Origin of the sequence: Tsukamurella tyrosinosolvens (assembly GCF_900104775.1) — a bacterium.
GTDB lineage: Bacteria > Actinomycetota > Actinomycetes > Mycobacteriales > Mycobacteriaceae > Tsukamurella > Tsukamurella tyrosinosolvens.
Map to the genome: position 1 here is coordinate 879,781 of NZ_FNSA01000003.1, position 23,337 is coordinate 903,117.

Annotated in this window: 17 protein-coding genes and 1 riboswitch; of the genes, 7 read left to right on the forward strand and 10 right to left on the reverse strand. The window is 72.1% G+C overall.

Annotated elements, in window-relative coordinates:
* Positions 1-20: 20 nt before the first annotated feature.
* The 5 genes from BLW32_RS05775 to BLW32_RS05795 all read right to left on the reverse strand — a co-directional run bounded on the left by BLW32_RS05775 (position 21) and on the right by BLW32_RS05795 (position 5,391).
* On the reverse strand, positions 21-950 hold the full coding sequence (locus BLW32_RS05775; RefSeq protein ID WP_074850381.1) for a formylglycine-generating enzyme family protein: 930 nt from the start codon (positions 948-950) through the stop codon (positions 21-23).
* Positions 947-2,836: an adenylyl-sulfate kinase gene (gene cysC / locus BLW32_RS05780; protein ID WP_068740935.1), complete on the reverse strand. Its 1,890-nt coding sequence runs from the start codon at positions 2,834-2,836 to the stop codon at positions 947-949. Before cysC ends, BLW32_RS05775 begins: the two co-directional genes overlap by 4 nt.
* Positions 2,837-2,897: 61 nt before the next feature.
* Positions 2,898-3,839, reverse strand: a complete 942-nt coding sequence (gene cysD, locus BLW32_RS05785; RefSeq protein ID WP_068524185.1) for a sulfate adenylyltransferase subunit CysD — start codon at positions 3,837-3,839, stop codon at positions 2,898-2,900.
* The gene (gene stf0 / locus BLW32_RS05790; protein WP_068740936.1) at positions 3,836-4,633 is read right to left on the reverse strand and encodes a trehalose 2-sulfotransferase; all 798 of its coding nucleotides are present in this window, start codon (positions 4,631-4,633) and stop codon (positions 3,836-3,838) included. Before stf0 ends, cysD begins: the two co-directional genes overlap by 4 nt.
* Positions 4,634-4,728: 95 nt before the next feature.
* Positions 4,729-5,391, reverse strand: a complete 663-nt coding sequence (locus BLW32_RS05795; protein ID WP_068740937.1) for a TetR/AcrR family transcriptional regulator — start codon at positions 5,389-5,391, stop codon at positions 4,729-4,731.
* Positions 5,392-5,464: 73 nt separating this feature from the next.
* Between BLW32_RS05795 and BLW32_RS05800 the strand changes: the two genes are divergently transcribed.
* Entirely contained in the window at positions 5,465-6,592 is a 1,128-nt protein-coding gene (locus tag BLW32_RS05800; RefSeq protein ID WP_068740938.1) for an FAD-dependent oxidoreductase, read from the forward strand.
* Positions 6,593-6,598: 6 nt separating this feature from the next.
* On the opposite strand, the gene BLW32_RS05805 is transcribed toward BLW32_RS05800, so the two are convergent.
* Positions 6,599-6,883, reverse strand: coding sequence for a chorismate mutase (locus tag BLW32_RS05805; RefSeq protein WP_068524189.1), 285 nt, complete (start codon positions 6,881-6,883; stop codon positions 6,599-6,601).
* Between the two features lie 43 nt (positions 6,884-6,926).
* Between BLW32_RS05805 and BLW32_RS05810 the strand changes: the two genes are divergently transcribed.
* The 4 genes from BLW32_RS05810 (at position 6,927) to pcrA (ending at position 15,437) form a co-directional block, all read left to right on the forward strand.
* Positions 6,927-8,750, forward strand: a complete 1,824-nt coding sequence (locus tag BLW32_RS05810; protein ID WP_139286089.1) for a hypothetical protein — start codon at positions 6,927-6,929, stop codon at positions 8,748-8,750.
* A gap of 192 nt (positions 8,751-8,942) precedes the next feature.
* Complete coding sequence (locus BLW32_RS27395) at positions 8,943-10,751, forward strand: hypothetical protein (protein ID WP_068740940.1); 1,809 nt, start codon at positions 8,943-8,945, stop codon at positions 10,749-10,751.
* A 262-nt stretch (positions 10,752-11,013) separates the two neighbouring features.
* Positions 11,014-12,840: a hypothetical protein gene (locus tag BLW32_RS27400; RefSeq protein WP_068740941.1), complete on the forward strand. Its 1,827-nt coding sequence runs from the start codon at positions 11,014-11,016 to the stop codon at positions 12,838-12,840.
* Positions 12,841-13,004: 164 nt separating this feature from the next.
* Positions 13,005-15,437: a DNA helicase PcrA gene (pcrA, locus tag BLW32_RS05825; protein ID WP_082791298.1), complete on the forward strand. Its 2,433-nt coding sequence runs from the start codon at positions 13,005-13,007 to the stop codon at positions 15,435-15,437.
* A gap of 72 nt (positions 15,438-15,509) precedes the next feature.
* On the opposite strand, the gene BLW32_RS05830 is transcribed toward pcrA, so the two are convergent.
* The 4 genes from BLW32_RS05830 to BLW32_RS05845 all read right to left on the reverse strand — a co-directional run bounded on the left by BLW32_RS05830 (position 15,510) and on the right by BLW32_RS05845 (position 20,527).
* A complete protein-coding gene (locus tag BLW32_RS05830) occupies positions 15,510-16,517 on the reverse strand; it encodes a M23 family metallopeptidase (RefSeq protein ID WP_231857330.1) in 1,008 nt (335 codons plus the stop codon).
* A 196-nt stretch (positions 16,518-16,713) separates the two neighbouring features.
* Positions 16,714-18,021: an ABC transporter ATP-binding protein gene (locus BLW32_RS05835; RefSeq protein ID WP_068740943.1), complete on the reverse strand. Its 1,308-nt coding sequence runs from the start codon at positions 18,019-18,021 to the stop codon at positions 16,714-16,716.
* Between the two features lie 38 nt (positions 18,022-18,059).
* Positions 18,060-19,826 carry an ABC transporter permease gene (locus tag BLW32_RS05840; RefSeq protein WP_082791299.1) on the reverse strand — a complete coding sequence of 589 codons (1,767 nt, stop codon included), beginning with the start codon at positions 19,824-19,826 and terminating at the stop codon, positions 18,060-18,062.
* Positions 19,823-20,527 carry an MgtC/SapB family protein gene (locus BLW32_RS05845; RefSeq protein WP_068524728.1) on the reverse strand — a complete coding sequence of 235 codons (705 nt, stop codon included), beginning with the start codon at positions 20,525-20,527 and terminating at the stop codon, positions 19,823-19,825. The genes BLW32_RS05840 and BLW32_RS05845 overlap by 4 nt, the downstream gene beginning before the upstream one ends.
* Before the next feature lie 286 nt (positions 20,528-20,813).
* Positions 20,814-20,989: riboswitch (M-box (ykoK) riboswitch) on the reverse strand.
* Positions 20,990-21,048: 59 nt separating this feature from the next.
* On the opposite strand from BLW32_RS05845, the gene BLW32_RS05850 reads away from it, so the two are divergent.
* Positions 21,049-21,663, forward strand: coding sequence for a TetR/AcrR family transcriptional regulator (locus tag BLW32_RS05850; RefSeq protein WP_068524195.1), 615 nt, complete (start codon positions 21,049-21,051; stop codon positions 21,661-21,663).
* A 117-nt stretch (positions 21,664-21,780) separates the two neighbouring features.
* Positions 21,781-23,313: a carboxyl transferase domain-containing protein gene (locus tag BLW32_RS05855; protein WP_068524196.1), complete on the forward strand. Its 1,533-nt coding sequence runs from the start codon at positions 21,781-21,783 to the stop codon at positions 23,311-23,313.
* Positions 23,314-23,337 lie beyond the last annotated feature (24 nt).

Sequence of the window (23,337 nt, forward strand, 5' to 3'; positions counted from 1 at the left end):
ACCTCCGGTGTATATCAGATCTATGGGATCACGATATCAGAATCGGACACGGTGCGGAATCCGATGTTGCTCGCCGTCGAGGTCGGGGTGTTGTGGCTACGGGCCGCCGTGCGGTAGCGGTAGCAGTACGAGTCGTGGCACAGGTGGCTCCCGCCGCGCAGCACTCGGGCGGTGCCGCGGTCGGGCCCCGTCGGCGACACCTCCGGTGACGCACGGTAGTAGCGCGCCGAGAACCGGTCGGCGCACCACTCCCACACGTTCCCCACCGCCTGGTACAGGCCGTAGCCGTTCGGCTCGTACTCTGCGGCCGGCACCGTCCCGACGGGGCCGGCGGGCTCGGGGAAGGCGCCGACGAAGACGTTGCAGTCCCGGCCGGGCACCGGGTGCTCGTCGCCCCAGGGGTAGCGGGCGCCGTCGAGGCCGCCGCGTGCCGCGTACTCCCACTGCGCCTCGGTCGGCAGCGCCCGGCCGGCCCACGCGCAGTAGGCGAGGGCGTCCGCGTGCGAGACGTGCACGACGGGATGGTCGTCGAGGGCGACGGTGCCCGGCCCGCCCGGCGCGCGGAACGTCGCGCCCGGCACCGTCAGCCACCACGGCGTGCCGGGGACCGGCACGCCCGCGGACGGGTCCGCGGCGCAGGCGTGGAAGACCGCGGACGCGCCGAACCGCTCGGCGTCGGTGACGTGCCCCGTCGCGTCGGCGAAGGCCGCGAACGCGGCGACGGTCACCGTCGTCGCGTCGATCGCGAAGCCCGGCAGCACGACCCGGTGCACGGGCAGCTCGCCGTCGGCGCGGTAGCCGTCGCCGTGCTGATCCCCCATGGCGAACGCGCCGGCGGGGACGCGGGCCTGGGGGATCGGGTGCGCGCCGCCGCCCGGCACCGCGCCGCCGCCCGGCACCGCGCCGGCGTGCGGCGGCAGGTCCGGGCCGTCGGGCGTGCAGCAGCTCACGCCTCGAGTATTCCCCGCTCGACGAGCAGCGCGATCACCCGCTGCGCCAGCTCGTCGGTGTCGGCGCCGGTGGTGTCGAAGCGCAGGTCCGGGTCCTCGGGCTTCTCGTACGGCCCGTCGACGCCGGTGAGGCCGCGGAGCTCGCCGCGGTCCGCGCGGGCGTAGAGGCCCTTCGGGTCGCGCTTGCGGCATTCCGAGACCGGCGTCGAGACGTGCACCTCGAGGAAGTCGATCTCCGCCGCCACGTTCAGCTCCCGGGCGATCTCCCGGTCCGAGCGCAACGGCGAGACCAGCGACGCGATCGAGATCACCCCGGCGTCGGCGAACAGGCGCGTCAGGTGGCCCACGCGGCGGATGTTCTCGGCCCGGTCGCCGGGGGAGAAGCCCAGGTCGTCGGAGATGCCGTGGCGGATGTTGTCGCCGTCGATGAGGTAGGCGACGCGGCCCCGCGAGACCAGCGCCCGCTCCAGCGCGACCGCCACCGTCGACTTGCCGGACGCGGGCAGGCCCGTGAACCACACCGTCGCGCCGCGCTGCCCCGTGCGGGCCCAGCGCTCGGCGCGGCCCAGGGAACTGGGGTGCCAGCGGATGTCGTTGCGGGTGGCCTGCCCCGGGACCACCTCGCGGGCGACGGCGATCGTGCCCGCGCCGACGGTGTCGTTGCTCGCCTCGTCGATGAGGATCAGCGCGCCGGTGTCCCGGTTCTGCGCGTAGGGGTCGGCCACGACGACCGACGAGGTCCGCAGGGTCACCGTCCCGATGTCGTTGAGCGCCAGCTCGCTCGGGCCGACCTGCTCGATGAGCGTCTCGGGGTCCAGGCGCCGCTCCAGCGACTGCACGGTCGCGCGGACCGTCGCCGTGGCGTGCTTGAGGGCCACGCGGTCCCCGGCACGCAGCGGCTTCTCGGCCAGCCAGCAGACGGTGACCTCCAGCTCGCGGGCGCTCACCGGCAGGTGCGCGCCCTCGGCGCCGGAGACGAGGACGTCGCCGCGGCCCACGTCGATGTCGTCGGCCAGTTCGACCGACACCGACAGCGGCGCGACGGCCGTGGCGCGGTCGTCGTCGAGGGTGTCCAGCGCGGTCACCGTCGACCTGCTCCCGGACGGCAGCGCCAGCACCTCGTCGCCCACCGTCAGCGTGCCGGCGGCGACGCGTCCGGCGTACCGTCGGCGCCGCTCGGCGGTGGGCCGGGAGACCCACTGGACCGGCAGGCGCAGTTCCGTGGCCACGGCCGACGGTGCCCGCAGCGGCACGGCCTCCAGGTGCTCGAGCAGCGTGGGCCCGTCGTACCAGGGGGTGTGCTCCGAGCGGTGCACCACGTTGTCGCCGAGCTTGGCGGCCAGCGGGATCGCGGGGATCGCGTCCAGCCCGAGCCGGACCGCGAGCTCGGCGAGCTCCGCCTCGACCTCCGCGAACCGCTCCGCGGAGAAGCCTACGAGGTCGATCTTGTTCACCGCGGCGATGACGTGCGGCACGCCGAGGAGCGTCGCGATGCGGGCGTGCCGGCGGGTCTGGCGCAGGACGCCCTTGCGGGCGTCCACCAGCAGGATGGCGACGTGCGCGTTCGAGGCGCCGGTGAACATGTTGCGGGTGTACCGCTCGTGGCCGGGCGTGTCGGCGAGCACGTAGCTGCGGGACTCGGTGGAGAAGAAGCGGTAGGCCACGTCGATGGTGATGCCCTGCTCGCGCTCGGCCCGCAGGCCGTCGGAGAGCGCCGCGAGGTCCACCTCGTCGCCGTCGGTGACGGCGTCCAGATGGTCGGTCGGGAGGCTGCCGGTGTCGTGCAGCAGCCGGCCGATGAGCGTCGACTTGCCGTCGTCGACGGACCCCGCCGTGGCGAGGCGCAGCAGCTGCCGCGTGGTCGGTGGTGCCAGTACGTCGGTCATCGGACGCACCCCGCAGCGGTGTCCGCGACCGATCCGGTCGCGGGGTTCGGAACGCGATTCATCAGAAGTAGCCCTCTTTCTTCCGGTCCTCCATGGCCGCGGCGGACGTGCGGTCGTCGGCGCGGGTCTCGCCCCGCTCGGAGACCGTGGCGGCGGAGATCTCCGCGATGACGTCGTGGATCTCGGTGGCGCGGCTGCGGACCGCGCCGGTGATGGTCAGGTCGCCGACGGTGCGGTACCGCACCCACTCCCGGCGCGCCGTCTCGCCGTCACGCGGCCGCGTGAACTCCGAGACGGCGAGCAGGATCCCGTCGCGCTCGAAGACCTCCCGCTCGCTCGCGTAGTAGATCGGCGGCAGCTCCAGGCCCTCGAGCTCGATGTAGCGCCAGATGTCGAGCTCGGTCCAGTTGGACAGGGGGAACACCCGGACGGACTCGCCGCGCCGGATGCGGCCGTTGTAGAGCGACCAGGGCTCGGGGCGCTGTGCCCGCGGGTCCCACTGGCCGAACTCGTTGCGGAAGCTGAAGACCCGCTCCTTGGCGCGGGCCCGCTCCTCGTCGCGCCGGGCGCCGCCGAACGCGGCGTCGAAGTTCCCGGCCTCCAGCGCGTCGAGCAGGGTGCGGGTCTGCAGCCGGTTCCGCGAGCCGGAGGACTCCGTCGACTCGGCGACGCGGCCGCTGTCGATCGACTCCTGGACCGACGCGACGATGAGCTCGATCCCGTCGGGGTTCTCCGCCGTCGGGGCCACCCGGCGGTCGCGGAAGTCGATCACCTCGGGGAAGTTGTGGCCGGTGTCCACGTGCAGGATCGGGAAGGGCAGCGGCGACGGCCGGAACGCCTTCTCCGCGAGCCGCAGCAGCACGATCGAGTCCTTGCCACCGGAGAACAGCAGTACCGGGCGCTCCAGCTCGGCGGCCACCTCGCGGATGATGTGGACGGCCTCGGCCTCGAGGACGCGCAGCTCGTCGACGGCGGCGATCGGTTCGGGCGTCACTGTGCTCATAGGGGGTATCCGTTCTCGGCGGCGTCGGCGCGGTAGCGCTCCGCCCACTCCTTGGAGCGGTCGTTGGACTGGGGCTTCAGCGGCGGCGGGGGCGCGAGGTCCGGGTCCTGCCCGATCGCGTCGAGGACGCGGGCCGTCGTCTTCCGGGGGTCGGCGGTCAGCTCGTGGAAGTCGATCTCGAGGGGGGTGATGCCCTCGAACGCGAACCACGCCCGCCACGACCGCTCCTGCTCGCGCAGGATCCCGGCCAGGTGGGCGATCCCATCGGCGCGGTACACGGCGCGCTCGTCGCGCTCACGGTCGTGATCGGGGTCGTCCCGCCAGACGCGGGTCTGCACGGCGCGCCACATCGACACGGCCTGCGCGACCACGTCGGGCCGGTGGACGTGGACGTACAGGGGGTCGGCACCGTCGAACAGCGAGCGGATGGCCGTCCGCACCGACCCCGAGGCGATCCGGGTGCGGGTCACGAGGACGGGCGTCTGGTTCCACATGAGCTTGCCGCCCCAGACGCCGTTCGGCGTCCGGCCCTCGCGCAGCACGTCGTCGCGCCACTGCGCGGGGCCGCGCGGGTCGACGGTGCCCGGATCGATCGGGTCGAGCAGGTCGAGCAGCGACGGATCGTCGACGCCGGCGAACCACTCGCGCGGCTGCGGCGACAGCGACGAGGACGGGTAGTACTGGAAGAACTCCTGCGGCCGCCCGGCGACGCCGGTGGCCGCGAGCGACTCCACGAGGAGGGTGCTCCCGCTGCGCTGGCTGGCGCACACGAGATAGTCGTCAGGGCTGGGCATGCCCGTCAGTCTGGCGCAGAAAGGCCTTCCGACCTGGGGTTCGATGGCAGCGTGAACGTGATCCTTGACGGATCGCGGCCGGTGTGGTGCGGCCGCTACAGGGTGTCGATTCCCGCCAGGAGGAGGTCGAGCCCGGCGAGGAACTGGGCGCGATCGTCGTGGTCCGCCATGGTCGCGGCGATGCGGCGCAGGTACGGGAACTCGTCGGGATCCAGCTGCTCGATGCGGGCCGCGACGCCGCCCAGCAGTTCCTCGCGGCTGGGGCCGCTGCGGGCGAGCGGCGAGCGGGCGTTCGCGGCGTTCTGGGCCGCCGACCCGAGCACGTAGCCGACGATCGCGGTGGCGGCGTCGAACAGGGCCTCCTCCGGAGTGCCCATCGCCAGCACGGCCCCGCCGATCCGCTCGCTCAGCAGCAGGTTCGCCGGCCGGCCCGGATCGGCCATCACCTGCGCGGCGAGCCACGGGTGCTCGTCGACCGTGTCGAACAGCGCCAGCGCCAGCGCGCGGATCGCCGCGCGGGGATCGTCGCCTCCCGCGGCCGCCGCGAGGATCGGCCGCAGGACGGCGTCGGTGGCGGCGGCGAGGAGCTCGTCCTTGCCGGCGACGTGGTGGTAGATCGCCCCGCTTCCCGTGTCGAGGGCGCCGCCGAGCGCGCGGAAGGTCAGCGCGTCGGCGCCGCTCGCGTCGAGCAGGTCGATCGCGGCGTCCACGATGCGGTCGCGGGAGAGGGCGTCGGTGCGGCGGCTGCGGGGTGGCACGGCTCCATCTTGACACGACTGGAACGATGTTCCAAACTCGTATGGAACATCGTTCCAACGAAAGGGGAGCGCCATGGAGACACCCATCACGATCATCGGCGCCGGACTCGGCGGCCTCGCCCTGGCCCGCGTCCTGCACGTCCACGGCATCGACGCCGTGATCCACGAGGCCGAGCCGACGCCCATGGCGCGCACGCAGGGCGGCCAGCTCGACATCCACGAGGCCGACGGCCAGGCCGCCATCGAGGCGGCCGGCCTCACCGCGCAGTTCCGAGCGCTGATCCACGAGGGCGGCGAGGCCACCCGCGCCCTCGGCCGCGACGGCACCGTCCTGCTCGACCTCCCGGACGACGGCGACGGCGGCCGCCCCGAAGTGCTCCGCGGCGAGCTGCGGCAGCTCCTCATCGACTCCCTGCCGGAAGGCGCCATCCGTTGGGGCGCGAAGGTCACGGCGGTCCGCGCGCTCGGCGGCGGGCGGCACGCGCTCACCTTCGCCGACGGGGCCACCGTCGCGACCGGGCTGCTGGTCGGGGCCGACGGTGCCTGGTCCAAGGTGCGCGCCCTGGTGACGGAGGCGGCACCGTCGTACTACGGCACCACCTACGTCGAGACCTACCTGCACGATGTGGAGCGTCGCCACCCCGGCATCGCCGAGCTGGTGGGGGAGGGCGCCATGTTCGCCCTCGCGCCCGGCCGCGGGATCAGCACGCACGCGGAGGCGGGCGGCATCGTCCACACCTACGCGCAACTGCACGTCCCCGAGGACTGGGCGGACGGGATCGACTGGTCGGACCCGGCGGCGGCCGAGCGCGTGATCGCCGAGTATCCGGGCTGGTCGGAGGACCTGATCCGGCTCATCGGCGAGTCGGATACGCCGCTCGTGCCGCGGCGGCTCCACACGCTGCCCGTCGGGCTGCGCTGGGAGCACGTCCCCGGCGTCACGCTGGTCGGCGACGCCGCGCACGTCAGCCCGCCCGCCGGTGAGGGCGCCAACATCGCGCTGTTCGACGGTGCCGAGCTGGCCCGGCACATCGTCGAGAACCCCGGCGACCTCGACGGCGCGCTCGCCGCCTACGAGCGGGAGATGTTCGACCGCGCGGAGGAATCCGCGGCGTCCGCGGACGAGATGGCGACCCTGATGCTGGGCGACGACGCGCCGAACAGCCTGCTGGAGTTCTTCGCGGGGGTCGGTCGGGGTTGAGGGCCGCTACCGGCCGAGCGGGCCCCGGCCGAGGCGCAGGAGGAGCATCGCGAGGGTGTGGCCCTCGCGGCCGAGCTCGGAGAACCGCTCGAGCACCTTCATCTCCCGCGAATGCACCAGGCGCGTGCCGCCGGACGCCATGCGCGTGCGGCCGATGATCTGCGAGACCTCGCTGCGGCGCTTGATCGCGGCCAGGATCTCCGCGTCGAGGCGGTCGATCTCCTCGCGCAGGGCCTGGATCTCCTCGTCGGCGAGCGGCGTCTCGGCGCCGGTGTCGTCCGGTGTGCTCATGGGTTCAAGTTTTCCACAGCCGCGGGATCTACCATCGAGCACCGTGCTCCGTACGTCGCGACTCCCCGCTCCGCGGCGACAGCTGTGGATCGGGGCGGCGGTGCTCGTCGTCCTCCAGCTCGCGGTCCGCGGGTACGTGCTCGCGCGCGGGAACTTCTACTGGGACGACGTGGCCTTCATCGGCCGGGCGTCGCGCCCGCTCACCGACCTCGGAGCGTGGTTCGTCGATTACGACGGCCACTTCATGCCCGGCACGCTGGTCGCGGCCGCCGCGATCACCAAGGTCGCGCCGCTGAGCTGGCCGGCGGCCGCCGCGTCGATCCTCGTCCTGCAGCTGGCGGCCTCGGTGCTCACCCTGCGCACGCTCGTGATCGTCGCGGGACGTCGCCCGGTGGTGCTGGTCCCGTTCGTCTTCCTGCTGTTCAGCCCGCTCACGCTCACGGCGACGGCCTGGTGGGCCTCGGCGCTCAACGCGCTGCCGCTGCAGATCGGGCTCGCGGTGGTCGTGGCCGAGACGGTGCGGTATCTGCGCGGCCGCCGGCGCTCCGGCGCGTACGCCGTCGCGGCCCTGCTGGCCTCGCTGCTCTTCTTCGAGAAGGCGCTGGTCATCCCGTTCGTCGCGCTCGCGGCGGCCTGCCTGCTGCCGTACGTGCGCGGGCACCGCCGGCCCGTCCGGACGGTGCTGCGCCGCGGCCGGTGGCTGTGGGCGGCGTTCGCCCTGGTGGTCGTGGCCTGGATGGTGCTGTGGCTGTCGGTCACGGCGTCGCGGCCGGGCACGCACACCGTCGGGTTCACGGCGCGGGTGCTGTGGCGGTCGGTGAACGCGGTGCTCGCGCCCGCCGCGGTGGGCGGGCCGTGGACGTGGCGACGCGAGAACCCGGGCCCGCCGCTCGTGGTCACCGACGTGACGATCACGGTCGTGGGGCTGGTCGCGATCGTCGCGATCCTGGCGGTCACCTGGTGGCGCACGCCGCGGGGGCTCGCGGTGTGGGGCGCGGCCGCCGCCTACTTCCTCGGCGCCTCGTCGACGGTCTTCTTCCTGCGCAGCTCCGAGTACACGTCGGCGCTGCTGCCGCTCTCGCTGCGCTACTTCGCGGACTTCGCGTGGGTGCTCACCCTCGCCGCGGCCATCGTGCTGCGTTGTGAAACCGGCGGAATTCGGGGTCGCGAGGCCGGATTCGGCCTCGTGAGGTCGACAGTCGCCGGATTCACGACGGACCGTCGCCTGCGGGCCGCCGTCGTGGTCGTCTTCGCGCTGAGCGGCACCGTCTCCGCCGTCCGCTTCGCGCCCCCGTGGCACGACAATCCGACCGGCCCCTACCTGCAGAACCTCCGCGCCGGGGCCGCCGCCTACGCGGATCGCGAGGTGCTCGACCAGGAGGTCCACGGCGACATCCTGGCCCGGCTCGCCGCCCCGAACAACCGGCTCTCGCGGATCCTCGCCACGCAGCCCGCGCACCCGCGGTTCGCGGAGTACGCGGGGGAGACGACGGTCGTCGACCAGCAGGGACGCTTCCAGCCCGGCCGGGTCACCCGCGTGCGGAGCCTGCCGCTCGGACCGTTCCCGTGCGGCACCCGCGTCGATGACACCGCTTCGGCCGTCCTCGCGTACGAGGGGCCGCTGGCGTTCTGGGACTGGGTCGTGGAGCTCAACTACCTCGCCTCGTCCGACGGGGTGGTCGTGCTGCAGCAGCAGCGCGGCGCGACACCGGTCCGGGTGCCCGTCCGCAGGGGTGCGCACACCGTCTACGCCCGGGTGACGGGCACCGGCGACGGCCTCGTCGCGCGCGCGGAGACGCCGGGGCTGGTCGCGTGCGTGGGGAGCGGTCCGGTCGGTCTGTTGGTCCCGGCGTCGGCCGCCCGCTGATCCCTCGTCGCCCCGTCTGACGAGACGTGACCTGCGGTTTACCCACAGCGTGGATTCTTCGGTGCGACACATCAACGTCTGATGTCGCAAAGTTTCCGAAATTCGGGCGTAAATCCACGGTGTGGGTTGTATGGTGCGCTGGTCCGGATCTCCTGTGATCGGACTCACTCCAGCCGAAGGGTGCTGCCTGAAATGCAAGCCGTCGTCCGTCGATCCGTCTCGCGCCGCTACGCCGGTGCCTCCCTCGCCATGGTCACCGCCGCCGCGATCGCCGTCGCGCCCGTGACCGCCTCCGTCGGCGCCGTCACCGCGCCCGCCTCCACCGTGCTCGTGAACCCCGCGAAGCTCGTGAACCTGCAGACGCAGGTCGCCGGCTCCGTCGCGAACCTCCTGCCCCGCGCAGCCGGACCCACCGCTGCTGCGGCCGCTCCGACGTGGGGCTGGGGCGACGTGACCTTCCTCGCGGACACGCTGCAGGAGGCCTTCAAGCAGGTCCAGGCCAGCCTCGCCGGCGAGTTCGGCGGCGGCGTGCAGAAGTCCTTCGAGCAGGCGCTCGAGGCGCTCAAGGCCGGCAGTGTCGCCGGCGCGTACCGGCCGATCGGCAGCCTGGTCGAGACCACCGCGATGATCGGGATGATGGCCGTCCTGTTCCCCATTTCGGGGGAGTTCAATCCGAAGCTCGGAGCGCTCGGCAAGGGCCTCGACGCCGCCTTCCCGTACCTCATTCCGCTCGGCCAGTCCGCGCTCGCGCTCACCACGCGCCTGCCCTACGAGGTGCTCGCGGCGGGCGAGAGCATCGTCAAGGCGATGCTCTCCGGCGACGTCACGAAGATCGGTGCGGCGGTTTCGGCCGGCGTCGCGGGCATCGGGAAGTTCCTCGAGGCCAACATCACCAACGCGGCGACGGGGCTCATTCCCAACCTGGTCAAGGCCGGTTCCGCGGTGCTCGGCGAGCTGATCCCGAAGCTGCCCGCCTCCGCTCAGGCCGACGCCATGGCGGCCCGCGCCGCCGTAGCCTCCGCGCCGGCGCTCGGGATGCCGGACTTCGCGACGCTGTTCGAGGCCTGGAAGGCGGGCTTCGAGATGTTCGCCGCGAGCGTCAAGGGCGACCAGTGGACGCCCGGCGTCCTGAAGACGATCACCGACGCGTTCGGCAAGCTCGGCAAGGGCGACCCGGCCGGTGCGATCGGCGAGGTCGCCGACAAGGCGAAGGCGCTGTCGATCATCGTGCTGCTGGGCGGGATCATGCCGATCACCGACCTCGTCAACCCCTACCTCGGCCCGATCGGCGTCGGTCTCACGAACTCCCAGGCGGACTTCATCGGCCTCGGGAACTCGGCGCTGGCGGTGCTCTTCGACACCCCGGGCAAGGTGGTGGCGATCGGCCAGAACCTGGTGACCGCGCTGCTCTCCGGCGATCCGGCCAAGGCGCTCACCGGCCTCGCGACGGACGTCGGCGCGCTGACGACGTTCCTCAACGACCGCCTGTTCGTCGCCAAGGACAATCCGTTCGACAACGCGGTCTTCCCGGGGTTGGCGAACATCGGCAAGAACATCCTCGACGCGTTCAAGCCCGCCGCGGAGTCGCCGAAGCCCGCCGCCGACACCGTCGCGACGACCGACGTGCCCGCGACGACCGACGTCGCCGTCGAGGCGTCGACGCCGTCCGCCGGCACTCCCACCGCCGGCACTCCCGCCGTCGGTACCCCGGCGACGGGCGGCACCGTCGTCGACGACGTCCCTGCGCCGACGGTGCCGTCGACCCCCGTCGAGCCGGCCACCCCCGCGGAGCCGGCCACCCCCGCGGAGCCGACCACGCCCGCGGAGCCGACCGCGCCGGCGGAGCCGACGACCCCGGCCGAGCCGACTGCGCCCGCCGAGCCCACGGCCGAGGATCCGGCGGAGTCGGAGGCGGGCGCATCGACGGGTGCCGGCGAGGACTCGTCGGACGCCGGCGCGGACGACGCCACGGCGGCCTCGGAGGCCACCACCGGCGCCTGACGGCGCTCGCGCTCCGCTCCCCAGCGCCGACCCGTGGAACTACCGGCCACGACGTCGCCGCTGGGGAGCGGACTCGTCTCCGGCGGAGAAACATGCCCGTGACCTGGCATGTTCAGAAACGTGCAGACCGCATTGAGACAGATTGACGTGTGGTGTCGCAAAGCTTCTTCGAAAGCGGTCCGAATATCCACGGCGTGGGCGTATGTTCCGTTCGTCCGGTTCGTGTGTGATCCGGCTCACTCCAGTTGAAGGGTGTTTCTCCATGCTCGCAGCAGATCCTCGGTCCTCCCACCGTCGTTACGCCGCACCCGCCGTCGCCCTGGCCGCGGCGGCGGCCGTCGCGGTCGCGCCCGTCGCCACGTCGATGGGCGCGGTGACGGCACCGTCGCTCCCGCCGATCGTCCAGGACCTCGGCGGCGCGGCCAGTGCCGTCGCGAACTGGGCCACGGCGATGGGCCTGAAGTTCGTGACGGACCCGGTCACCGGCCTGACGAAGCTGGTGCAGGACCAGCTCGCCACCGCCGGCACCGTCGCCGGCGCGGCGGGCGACGCCGGCCAGGCCTTCTTCGAATACCTCGAGGACAATCTGCTGGTGAACCTGGAGAAGATCCAGGCCGATCTCGCCGCGGGCAAACTGGGCGACGCGTGGACGACCTTCGCCACGACGATCACCGGCGCGATCCTCACGCCCGCGATCAGCCTGCTTCCCGTGATGGACGCGATCGGCGGCCAGCTCGGGCCGATCGGCGACGGGCTGACGGCCGCGCTGGGGCCGCTCCTGGGGCTCGCGCTCGGTCCACTCCAGGCGGGCGTCGAGGTGCCGGCGCTCCTCGCCGACGGCGTCACCGCCGCCCTCAAGGCGCTGAGCACCGGCGGCCCCGCCGCGGCGCTGACGTCGCTGTTCGGCACGGCGTCCGCCGTGAACGAGAAGGCGATCGGTGCGCTGTTCGGCGAGTACGGCGCGATCCCCAGCCTGATCAACCTGCTCCCGACGATCCTCGGCGGGATCGCCGGCTCGGACTGGGCGAACGCGGGACCGTTCACGCTGCCGACGGGCACCAAGGTCACCTTCACGTCCGCATCCGCGTCCACGCTCGCGGCGTCGCCGACCGCGCTGCCCGACTTCGGTGCGATCGGCGGGATCTGGACGGACACGCTGACCCGGATCGTGACGAACCTCGCCGGACCCGACGGCGTGCAGCGGATCCTCAGTACCCTGCTCACCGGCGTTCCGGCCGGCACGTGGGCCGACTCCTACGAGGTCATCCACGGCATCCTGGCCGCGCCGCTGCTCGAGCTCGGCGGCGCCGTGCTCCAGACCGGCGACATCATCAACCCGATCCTCGGCCCGCTCGGCAAGGGGCTCGACGGTGCCGCGGAGCCCCTGCTGTACCTGACCCTCGGCCTGTACAACGCCACCCGCATGGTTCCGTCGACGGCCTTCACCGGTCTCGAGAACGTCGTGAAGGCGCTCGGCACCGGCGACCCGATCGCCGCGATCAACGCCGCGGTGGCGGGGCTGGGGAGCACGCTGACCGCCGGCAACGACGCGCTGTTCTCCGACAACCCGTTCACCATCGGCCTGCTCCCGGGCCTGCTGGGCGTCGGGACCGGCTTCCTCGACGGGCTCACCGGCAAGACCGCGCCGTCGGCCGATGCCACGAGCCTCGCTGACGCGCCGGCGAAGGCCGCGGTCGAGACCTCGGTCGTGAAGACCTCGGACGGCAGCGCCTCCGGGGCGCCGACGGGTGGCGCCGCCCAGCCCTCGTCCCCGACGGTGCCCGACGCGGACGCTCCGGTGGCCGGAACGCCGACCACCGAGGCCCCGGCCGAGACTCCCGCCGAGACACCTGCAACCGGGACCCCGGCCGCCGGGACCCCGGCCGCCGAGACCCCGGCCGCCGAGACACCGGCCGCCGAGACGCCGGCCACGGAGACTCCGGCGGAGACGCCCGCCGAGGAGGCGACGGACGAAACCGCCGCGTCCGAGGGCGCCGCGGGCACCGACGCCACCGCTGGTGCGGACGCGTCGGACACCGAGGAGTCGGCCGGCGCCGACACCGGGGAGGCGGCTCCCGCCGCCGCCTGAGCCAGGGCACATCTTTCGAAGCGTTCTGCGAGGTTCCCGCGCTGGAATCTCGCAGAACGCTTCGAATGTTTCGCCGTCGGCCACGCCGCTCGCGTCCTCGCCTCGCTCTCCCGCGGAGCGCGGCGCACGAAACTGTCAGGCCTCCCGGCTACTCTGGACGGGAGATGAGTAACCCAGCACCGCAGCAGTCCGGACTCCGCCAGCGCCAGCCCTTCTCCCGCCCGAAAGCGCAGGTGGAGCGGAAGGAACGCGGCCAGGAACTGCTGGAGGGGCTGAACCCGCAGCAGCGTGCGGCGGTGCTGCACGAGGGCTCGCCGCTCCTCATCGTCGCGGGCGCGGGCTCGGGCAAGACGGCCGTGCTCACGCGCCGCATCGCCTACCTGTTGGCCGCCCGCAACATGCACCCGGGCCAGATCCTCGCGATCACCTTCACCAACAAGGCGGCCGCGGAGATGCGGGAGCGCGTCGCCGGCATCGTCGGCAACCGCGCCAAGATCATGTGGGTCTCCACGTTCCACTCCACGTGCGTGCGCATCCTCCGCGCGCAGGCCGGCCTGCTGCCGGGCATGAACTCGAACTTCTCCATCTACGACGCGGACGATTCCCGCCGCCTGCTCACCATGATCGTCAAGGACATGGGACTGGACGCGAAGAAGTTCGCGCCGCGGGCGCTTGCCACCCACATCAGCAACCTCAAGAACGAGCTGATCGATCCGGAGCAGGCCTCCGCGGACGCGGCGAAGACGGGGGAGCCGTTCGCGGTCACCGTCGCCGAGGTCTACGGCACCTACCAGTCCCGCCTGCGCGGCGCGAACGCCTTCGACTTCGACGATCTCATCGGGGAGACGGTGGCGCTGCTGCAGTCGCACCCCAACGTCGCGCAGTACTACCGCCGCCGCTTCCGCCACGTGATGGTCGACGAGTACCAGGACACCAACCACGCCCAGTACGTGCTGGTCCGCGAGCTGGTGGGCCTCGAGACCGATGCGGACGGCGTCGAGCCCAGCGAGCTGTGCGTGGTGGGTGACGCGGACCAGTCGATCTACGCCTTCCGCGGCGCGACGATCCGCAACATCGAGGAGTTCGAGCGGGACTTCCCGAACGCGGAGACCATCCTGCTGGAGCAGAACTACCGCTCCACCCAGACCATCCTCTCCGCGGCCAACGCGGTCATCTCCCGCAACGCCGGCCGCCGCGAGAAGAAGCTGTGGACCGACCAGGGCGACGGTGACCTCATCACCGGCTACGTCGCCGACAACGAGCACGACGAGGCGAGCTTTGTGGTCTCGGAGATCGACGCGCTGGCCGACAAGGGCGTCAAGTACAGCGACGTGGCGGTCTTCTACCGCACCAACACCGCCGCGCGCGTGCTGGAGGAGGTCTTCATCCGCCACGGCGTGCCCTACAAGGTGGTCGGCGGCGTCCGCTTCTACGAGCGCAAGGAGGTGCGCGACCTCGTCGCGTACCTGCGCGCCATCGACAACCCGAACGACACCGTCAGCCTGCAGCGCATCGTCAACACCCCGCGCCGCGGCATCGGCGACCGCGCGCAGGCCTGCCTCACGGTGCACGCCGAGAACCGCGGGGGAACGTTCAGCACCGCGATCGAGGACGCGGTCGACGGCACCGTCGCCATGCTGAACCCGCGCTCGCGCAACGCGATCGCCACGTTCGCGGGCCTCATGGCCGACCTGCGTCGCACCGCAGCCGACGAGGATCAGGACCTCGGCGACCTGCTCGAGGCCGTCGTCGAGAAGACGGGCTACCGGGCCGAGCTGGAGGGCTCGTCGGACCCGCAGGACGGCGCGCGCCTGGAGAACATCGAGGAGCTCATCAGCGTCGCGCGGGAGTTCTCCGCCCAGGACTTCACCGACGTCGTCGTCGACGAGGGCGCGCCCGAGCCCGGCTCGCTGGCGGCCTTCCTGGAGCGCGTCTCGCTGGTCGCGGACGCCGACCAGGTCCCCGACAGCGACGCGGGCGTCGTGACCATGATGACCCTGCACACCGCGAAGGGCCTCGAGTTCCCCGTGGTCTTCGTGACCGGCTGGGAGGACGGGCAGTTCCCGCACATGCGCGCGCTCGGCGACGAGGCGGAACTCGCCGAGGAGCGGCGCCTCGCCTACGTCGGCATCACCCGCGCCCGCGAGCGCCTCTACCTCTCCCGCGCGATGATCCGCGCCACCTGGGGCGATCCGATGCAGAACCCGGAGTCGCGGTTCCTCGCCGAGATCCCGCAGCACCTCATCGACTGGCGCCGCCTCGAACCGAAGCGCAGCCAGTTCGGCGGCTCCCGCGGCGTCTTCGGGCAGGACCGCCCGTCCTGGGGCGGCCAGAACGGGGGCGGCCAGTACGGCGGCCGGGGCCGGTCCTCGGGGTCCGACGGTGGCTGGACGCCCAAGCGGGCTCCCAAGCCCACGCGCCGCGCCAACAAGCTCTCGCTCGCGGTGGGCGACCGGGTCTCGCACGACTCGTTCGGACTCGGCACGGTCACCGCGGTCACGGGTGCGGGGCCGATGGAGCGCGCGACGTTCGACTTCGGCTCGTCGGGCACCGTCACCCTGATGACCTTCGGCGGCCTGCCGATGGAGAAGCTGTAGTCGTCCCACCCCGAACGACGCGAAAGGCGCCCCGGTGATCCGGGGCGCCTTTCAGCGTTCGTGGGGTGCGAGCTAGACGCGGATGCCGCGCTCGGCGAGCCAAGCCTGCGGATCCAGCTTCGCGCCGCCGGCGCCGTGGACCTCGAAGTGCAGGTGCGGGCCGGTGGAGTAGCCGTTGTTGCCGACCCAGCTGATGAGGTCGCCCGCCTTGACCGTCTGGCCGGCCTGGACGTTCACGTTGTACATGTGGCCGTAGACCAGCACGGTGCCGTCCGAGAGGCGGATCTTGATCCAGATGCCGAAGCCCGAGGCGGGACCGGCGTCGGTGACCACGCCGTCGGCGGCCGCGAACAGCGGGGTGCCGAGCGGGGCGGCCAGGTCGAGGCCGCCGTGCATGGCGCCCCAGCGGGTGCCGAAGTTCGAGGTGAGGGTGGCGCCGTTCACGGGGGCGGTCACCTTCGGGCGCATCGAGTCGATGATGCGCTTGTCGTCCGCGTCCTTGCGGGCCTTGCCGCCGGCGAGACCGGCGGCGAACTGCTCGGTGTCCTGCGCGGCGGGCAGGGGCGCCTGGCGGCCGGCGTTGAACTCGGGCCCGGCGGGCGGGACGATCGGCTGCTGCGAGGTCGACGGGGCGTCGCTGCCGGTGGCGTTGACCACGGCGGCACCGGCGACGCTGGCGCCCGCGGCGAGCGCGAGCAGGGCGGCGCGGCCCTTGAGGGCGTGCGGCGCGGTGGGGACCCGGTGCTTGCCGACCTTGCGGACGGGCGTGGGGAGGAGCTCGGGGGCGGCCTCCGGCGAGCCGAGGAGTGCGGTCTCCTCGAGCTCGTCCAGGTCGGGCTCGTCGAGCTCGGTGTCCCCGGTGAACAGCACCTCGGGGATCATGAGGTCCTGCGTGACCTCGGAGCTGGAGGGGCGGTAGACCAGCGCGGTGTCGTCCGGCGCGTCGGTCCAGGTCTCGGAATAGGCCTCCTCGAGACGTGTCTCGAGCTCATCCAGCGGGATGATCGCGGTGATCGACTCATCATCGAGGACCTGCGTGCCGCCTTGCCAGCGCACGTGGTTCTCGCGACTCCGTGTCATATCTCGCCTACTCCAACCGTAAAACCGCACTTCGGACCACGTGGTGATCCGACGATGTCCTCATCGTGACCGCTTCGTGATCCGCGTCCCGTCGACGATAACGAAATGATTGCGGCGAGACAACCTCTAGGGGGGCGGTTCGGATGATTGTGTGCTTGGTCACAATGCGATCACAAAGCTGTGGATCACGATGGTGTCATCGCTGGTCGAGCCGGATCCGATCGGCGTCGGCGTCGTAGTCGTAGAGCTCCGCGTACCGGCCCCAATCGATCGCCAGCCGCATCTGGCGCTCGGCGTCCTCCGGGCCGAAGCCGCGGCGGAGCAGGTCGACGAAGAAGCCGAGCCGGACCGCCCCGTCCTTCGCCGCGCGCAGGGTGCGGAGGACCGTCCGCACGAGCGGTGCGCGAGCCGCGGCCTGTCGCGCGAAGACCTCCTTCGCCTCGGTGAGCGGCACCGTCACATAGGTGCGGCCCTCGTCGGTGATGCTGATGTCGTTGCCCTCGACCACCACGAATCCCAGCATCGCCGCCGCATCCACCAGCGGCATGATGTCGTCGAGCTCGAAGTTCAGGTCCGCCGCGAGGTCCGGGAGGTCGGCGTGGTCGTCGTGCGCGTGCACGAGTTCGACGAGGCCGGCCAGCCCGCCGACGGTGGCGTCGGGCAGGGGCCGGCTCACGGGCGTCGCGTCGCTCGGGTCCGGGGCGTGCTCGATCTCCGCGCTGCGCCCCGTCAGGGCCTCGTACAGCTCGTCGACGACGGCCTCGAACTCCGGTGCGGTCCGGTCGCGGGGCCGGGCGAGCGGGATGGAGGTCTCGTGCACGATGCGGCCGGGCTTGGAGCCGAGGACCACGACGCGGTCGGCCAGCAGCACCGCCTCCTCGATGTTGTGGGTCACGATGCAGACGCTGCGCGTCGGGAAGTCGTCCTGCCCCCACAGCTCGACGATCTCGTTGCGCAGGTTCTCGGCGGTCAGCACGTCCAGCGCGGAGAAGGGCTCGTCCATGAGCAGCAGGTCGGGCTCGAGGACGAGGGCGCGCGCGAATCCGACGCGCTGGCGCATCCCGCCGGACAGTTCGCGGGGGTAGGCCGACGCGAAGCCGTCCAGGCCGATCGTGTCGATCGCCGCCAGCGCGCGGGCCCGCCGGTCGTCGTGCGCGACGTTCCGGGCGATCAGCCCCAACTCCACGTTGTCCTGCACCGTCAGCCAGGGCATGAGCGCGAAGGACTGGAAGATCATCGCGGTGCCCGGGTTGGGGCCGGACAGGGCGGCCCCGTCGGCCTCGACGGTGCCGGACGTGGCGGGGATGAGCCCGGCGATGATCCGCAGGAGGGTCGACTTGCCCGAGCCCGAGCGGCCCAGCAGGGCGACGATCTCGCCCGGGCGGATCGTGAGCTCGATGTCGTCGAGCACGGTGAGGGCCTCGCCGGTGGCGCCCTCGAAGCTCTTGGTGAGGCCGGAGAGGTGGATCAGAGGCCGGTCGCCGGGACGGGTCACGGTGGTCATGGGATGCCTCCTAGTAATAAGGGGTCGGAGAAAGAGGTCTAGAGGGAGTAGCGGCGCTCGGCCAGGCGGTACAGGCGGCGCCAGAGGGCGGCGTTGGTCCCGACCACGAACAGGCACATGACGACGATGCCCAGTAGCAGGTGTGCCGTGTGCTCGACGCCGGTCGCCGCGGTGGCCCGCGCGATGTAATCGCCGAGGCCGTACGCGTGGTACTCCCGGCCGTCGTAGGAGACGACCTCGGCGACGATCGAGGCGTTCCACGCGCCGCCGGCGGCGGTGATGCCGCCGGTCACGTAGCCGGCGAAGACGCCGGGCAGCAGCACGTACCGCCACGTCATCAGCCGCGGCAGCCGCATGTCGTCGGCGGCTTCGAGCAGGTCGCCGGGGATCGCGCTGGCGGCGGCGATGACGTTGAACAGGATGTACCACTGGGTGCCGAGCGCCATGAGCACGATGCCGCCGACGTTCAGGGGGATGCTCCACGCGACGAAGACGGCCGTGACCACGGGGAACAGGAAGTTCGCGGGAAAGCTCGCGAAGATCTGGATGAACGGCTGAAGCGCGCGGCTCAGCGCCGGGTTCAGGCCGATGATCACGCCGATCGGTACCCACACGACGGTCGCGACCAGCATCACCACCGCGACGCGCGACAGGGTCGCCAGGCCGAGCAACAGGACGTGGCCGACCTCGGCGAGGCCGGCGTCGCGCAGGATCACCTCGACGCACCGGTAGAGGCCGTAGCCGAGGAGCGCGAGCACGACGGCGGCGAACAGCAGGTCGCCGAGGCGGCGCCGGGCCGGTGCGACGACGGTCGCCGTCCCGGACCGTCCGCCGAGGGACCCGAAGACGCGGTCGCAGACCGCGACGACCGGCGCGAGCGCGCGCCCGACGACCGCGCTGACGTGCGAGCGGCGCAGCAGGGTGAGCACCGCCGACTTCGGCTCGCGCCCCGTCGCCGAGTCCTCCAGCCGGAAACGCTCGGCCCAGGCGGTGAGGGGGCTCCAGAACAGGAGGTTGACGGCGACGATCACCACGATCATCGCGAGGACGGCCCAGCCGACGCGGCCGAGGTCACCGTCGGTGGAGGCGGACGCGACGTACGCGCCGATGCCCGGGAGCGCGTACTCCTTGCCCGCCACCGACACGGCCTCGGAGGCGGTGAGGAAGAACCAGCCGCCGCCGAAGCTCATCATCGCGTTCCAGACCAGGGGGATCATGCCGCCGGGCACGTCCAGGCGCCAGAACCGCTGCCACCGGGACAGGCCGAGGTTCTCGGCCGCCTCGCCGAGCTCGCGGGGCTGGCTGATCAGGCTCTGGTAGAAGGCGAAGGTCATGTTCCACGCCTGCGAGGTGAAGATCGCGAAGATCGCGGCGCACTCGAGGCCCAGGGTGGAGCCCGGGAACAGCGCGATGAACAGCGTCACCGTGACCGACAGGAAGCCGAGGATCGGCACCGATTGCAGCACGTCGAGGAGGGGCATGAGCACGGCCCGTGCCCGGCGTGAGCGCGCGGCGAGCGTGGCGTAGACGAAGGTGAAGACGAGCGACGCCGCGAGCGCGAGGAACATCCGCAGCAGCGATCGGGCCGCGTAGTAGGGGAGCTGCGCGGGGTCGGTGTCGATGCCGGCCTGCGCGTGGGACAGGTCGACGGGGGCGTTCATGCCCTGCCCGACCCGGATCACGAGCCAGATCAGGGCGGCCGCCCCGAGGACGACGAGGACGTCGGCGGCGATGCCCGCCCCGCGCGTGCGCCCGGCGCGGCCGCGTGCCGAGAGCACGCCGCCCGCAAGGGGAGTGGTGGTCACAGGTCCGCCTCCTCGGGCTCCGTGAGGACGTTCCAGCGGACGGCGGTGACCGACGGTTCCATGCTCAGTTGGCTGATCGCGGATTCGAGGGCGCGGTCGTCCCGGCCGTCCGCGGCCAGGGTGGCGCGCACCTCGACGAGACCGTCGTCGACGTTGTTGCTGCTGATCGATTGGAGGTGGAAGACGGTGCGGCTCAAAGCCTGCACGAGCATGACGCGCACGTGCGCTTCGTTCTCGTCGCGGGTCACGGCGACGAACTCGTAGCGGCTCGGTGCCTCCTTGCCGGTGTCCGGCGCCTTGTCGACGACGTGGCCGACCGACCGCAGCGCCGTGTTGACGGCGATCACGACGGCGGTGCCGACGGCGGCGGCGAAGTACAGCCCCGATCCGGCGAGGGCGCCCACCGCGGCGGAGCACCACAGGGTGGCGGCCGTGTTGAGGCCGCGCACCGTGAGGCCGTCGCGGAGGATCACGCCGCCGCCGAGGAAGCCGATGCCCGAGACGATCTGCGCCGCGACGCGGGTGGGGTCGCCGCCCTCGAAGCCGAAGGCGGACAACACCACGAACAGCGCGGAGCCGACCGAGACCAGCGCGTTGGTGCGCAGGCCGGCCATGCGGGCGCGGTACTGCCGCTCGAGGCCGATCAGGGTGCCGAAGCCGACGCCCGCGGCGATCCGCAACAGGATGTCGAGCTGAGTGATGGTCGAGGTGGCGTGCATGGTTCTCTCCCTCGTCGGGACACGCGGGATCGCACCACGACGACGGGTCGCGGCGTGCCACTGCGTGTGATGAGCGCGGTCTGAGGGCAGCGCGCGGCCACCGGCGGGTCGTCGCCGGGGCGGTGTCGTGCTACCCGAAGGGGTTGGGGCTCAGCGGATCTCCGGAGCGATGCGGGAAACGCCGAGCGGGAGACTATGACTGTCGTCGGGCATTGCATCACCTCCGTGTCGGGAAGACCACGCGCCGATGGAGGGAGGGTGAAGACTGAGCGCCCCTCCACGTCAGACCTTCAGCACTTCGCGGCGTGAACCCGTACGAGCAGTACGGGAGCCAATCGGGGAGCACCCTTAAGCCGGATGCGCCTGTCCTGACCCGGGGCGTCTCTCGACGTTCGGGGTCGCTGGCCTGTTTCCGCGAAGGAGCCTCAGCGAACGAATGGCGCCTTACCGAACAAGCATGACACGCGTCCTGGGGCGGGGCAAGCCGAGTAGTGTGGCCCGCCATGGAGGTACCGACGACCGGCCGGGCCGGCACGGCAGGGCCCGAGGCGGGGACGGCGCGCGAGCGTGCCAAGGCGGCCCGCCGCCGCGAACTGCTCGCCGCCGCGGCGGCGCTCATGGCCGAGCGCGGCTTCGCCGGCGTGCGCCTCGAGGACATCGGCGCGGCGGCGGGCGTCTCCGGCCCCGCCATGTACCGCCATTTCGCGGGCAAGCAGGACGTGCTCGCCGCGCTCCTGGTCGAGATCTCCGAGTACCTGTACGACGGTGGCCGCCGGGTCGCGGAGGAGCGTGCCGGGGACCCGCGGCAGGCGCTGCACGACCTGGTGGACTTCCACGTGGACTTCGCGGCCTCCGAGCCCGACCTGATCCGCGTGCAGTACCGCGACATGTGGTCGCTGGCGCCGGAATCGGCGCGTCGCGTGCGACGGCTGCAGCGGCAGTACGTGGAGATCTGGACCGATGCGCTCACCGCCCTCGGCGGCGACCCCGTGGACAACCGCGCCGTCGTGCACGCCGTCTTCGGGCTGATCAACGCGGCCCCGAGCCTCCCGGCGCTGCCGCAGCCGCGGCTCCGCGCGCTGCTGCGCGACAAGGCCCTCGCGGCCCTCGGCGTCTGAGTCCGCCGACCTTCGCAAACCGCCTCGCGGAAGCTACCGCCGAGTAAGACTGGACACGGTGGCCGGGGTCACATACTCTCGTTTTCAGTTAATGGTGAATAACCCAAAGGAGCGGGCGTGACATTCCGCGAGGAACACGAGGCGAACGTCGCCGAGCTGCGTGAACGGCTCGACAGGGTGGCGCAGGGCGGCGGCGAGCGGGCGCGCGCCCGGCACGAGGGCCGCGGCAAGCTGCTGGTCCGCGAGCGGATCCGGCGGCTGCTCGACACCGGCAGCCCGTTCCTCGAGGTGGCGCCCCTGGCCGCCGAGGACATGTACGACGGCAAGGCTCCCTCCGCGGGCGCCGTCGCCGGTATCGGCACGGTCGCCGGCCGGCAGGTGATGATCGTCGCCAACGACGCGACGGTCTCGGGCGGCACGTACTACCCGGTCACCGTGAAGAAGCACCTGCGCGCGCAGGAGATCGCGATGCAGAACCGGCTGCCCTGCGTCTACCTCGTGGACTCGGGCGGCGCGATGCTGCTCAACCAGGACGAGGTCTTCCCCGACCGGGAGCACTTCGGCCGCATCTTCTACAACCAGGCGAACATGAGCGCCGCGGGCATCCCGCAGATCGCCGCCGTTCTCGGCAGCTCCACCGCGGGCGGCGCCTACGTGCCGGCCATGAGCGACGAGACGATCATCGTCCGGGATCAGGGCACCATCTTCCTCGCCGGCCCGCCCCTGGTGAAGGCCGCGACGGGCGAGGACGTCACAGCCGAGGACCTCGGCGGCGGCCTCATGCACTCCACCAAGTCGGGCGTCACCGACCACCTCGTCGACTCCGACGACGAGGCGCTGGAGAAGGTCCGGCAGATCGTCGGACGCCTCGGCCCCGTCGGCGAGGTGCAGTGGGACGTGCGCCCCGCGCTGCCGCCGGCCCGCCCGCAGACCGACCTGTACGACGTGGTGCCGACCGATCCGAAGATCGGCTACGACGTGCGCAAGGTCATCGAGATCATCGCCGACGGAGGCGAGTTCGACGAGTTCAAGGAGCTCTTCGGCACCACACTGGTCACCGCCTTCGCGCGGATCCACGGCCACCCGGTGGGCATCATCGGCAACAACGGCGTGCTCTTCGCCGAGGCCGCCCAGAAGGGCGCCCACTTCATCGAGCTGTGTGACAAGCGCCGCATCCCGCTGCTGTTCCTGCAGAACATCACCGGGTTCATGGTGGGCCGCCAGTACGAGGAGGGCGGCATCGCCAAGCACGGCGCCAAGATGGTCACGGCCGTCGCCTGCGCCCGCGTCCCCAAGTTCACCGTGATCGTGGGCGGCTCGTTCGGTGCCGGCAACTACTCGATGTGCGGCCGCGCCTACTCGCCGCGCTTCCTGTGGATGTGGCCCAATGCGCGGATCTCCGTGATGGGCGGCCCGCAGGCCGCCGACACGCTCGGCTCCGTCCGCCGCGAGCAGGAGGGCATGGAGGAGTTCAAGCAGGGCGTGCGCGACCAGTTCGAGCGGCAGTCGCAGGCCTACTACTCCACGGCCCGGCTGTGGGACGACGGCGTGATCGATCCCGCCGACACCCGCACGGTCCTCGGCCTCGCGCTGGAGGCGGCGTCCCGGACGCCGCTGGCCGAGGTCTCCTACGGCGTCTTCCGGATGTGAGGCATGTCCATGAGCAGAGGGCAC

Excerpts from the sequence above, each read along its gene's own strand:
- cysC (WP_068740935.1), bottom strand. The coding sequence starts at position 2,836 with ATGACCGACGTACTGGCACCACCGACCACGCGGCAGCTGCTGCGCCTC.
- stf0 (WP_068740936.1), bottom strand. The coding sequence starts at position 4,633 with ATGCCCAGCCCTGACGACTATCTCGTGTGCGCCAGCCAGCGCAGCGGG.
- BLW32_RS27395 (WP_068740940.1), top strand. The coding sequence starts at position 8,943 with ATGCAAGCCGTCGTCCGTCGATCCGTCTCGCGCCGCTACGCCGGTGCC.
- BLW32_RS05805 (WP_068524189.1), bottom strand. The coding sequence starts at position 6,883 with ATGAGCACACCGGACGACACCGGCGCCGAGACGCCGCTCGCCGACGAG.
- cysD (WP_068524185.1), bottom strand. The coding sequence starts at position 3,839 with ATGAGCACAGTGACGCCCGAACCGATCGCCGCCGTCGACGAGCTGCGC.
- BLW32_RS05800 (WP_068740938.1), top strand. The coding sequence starts at position 5,465 with ATGGAGACACCCATCACGATCATCGGCGCCGGACTCGGCGGCCTCGCC.
- BLW32_RS05830 (WP_231857330.1), bottom strand. The coding sequence starts at position 16,517 with ATGACACGGAGTCGCGAGAACCACGTGCGCTGGCAAGGCGGCACGCAG.
- BLW32_RS05850 (WP_068524195.1), top strand. The coding sequence starts at position 21,049 with ATGGAGGTACCGACGACCGGCCGGGCCGGCACGGCAGGGCCCGAGGCG.
- BLW32_RS05835 (WP_068740943.1), bottom strand. The coding sequence starts at position 18,021 with ATGACCACCGTGACCCGTCCCGGCGACCGGCCTCTGATCCACCTCTCC.
- pcrA (WP_082791298.1), top strand. The coding sequence starts at position 13,005 with ATGAGTAACCCAGCACCGCAGCAGTCCGGACTCCGCCAGCGCCAGCCC.
- BLW32_RS27400 (WP_068740941.1), top strand. The coding sequence starts at position 11,014 with ATGCTCGCAGCAGATCCTCGGTCCTCCCACCGTCGTTACGCCGCACCC.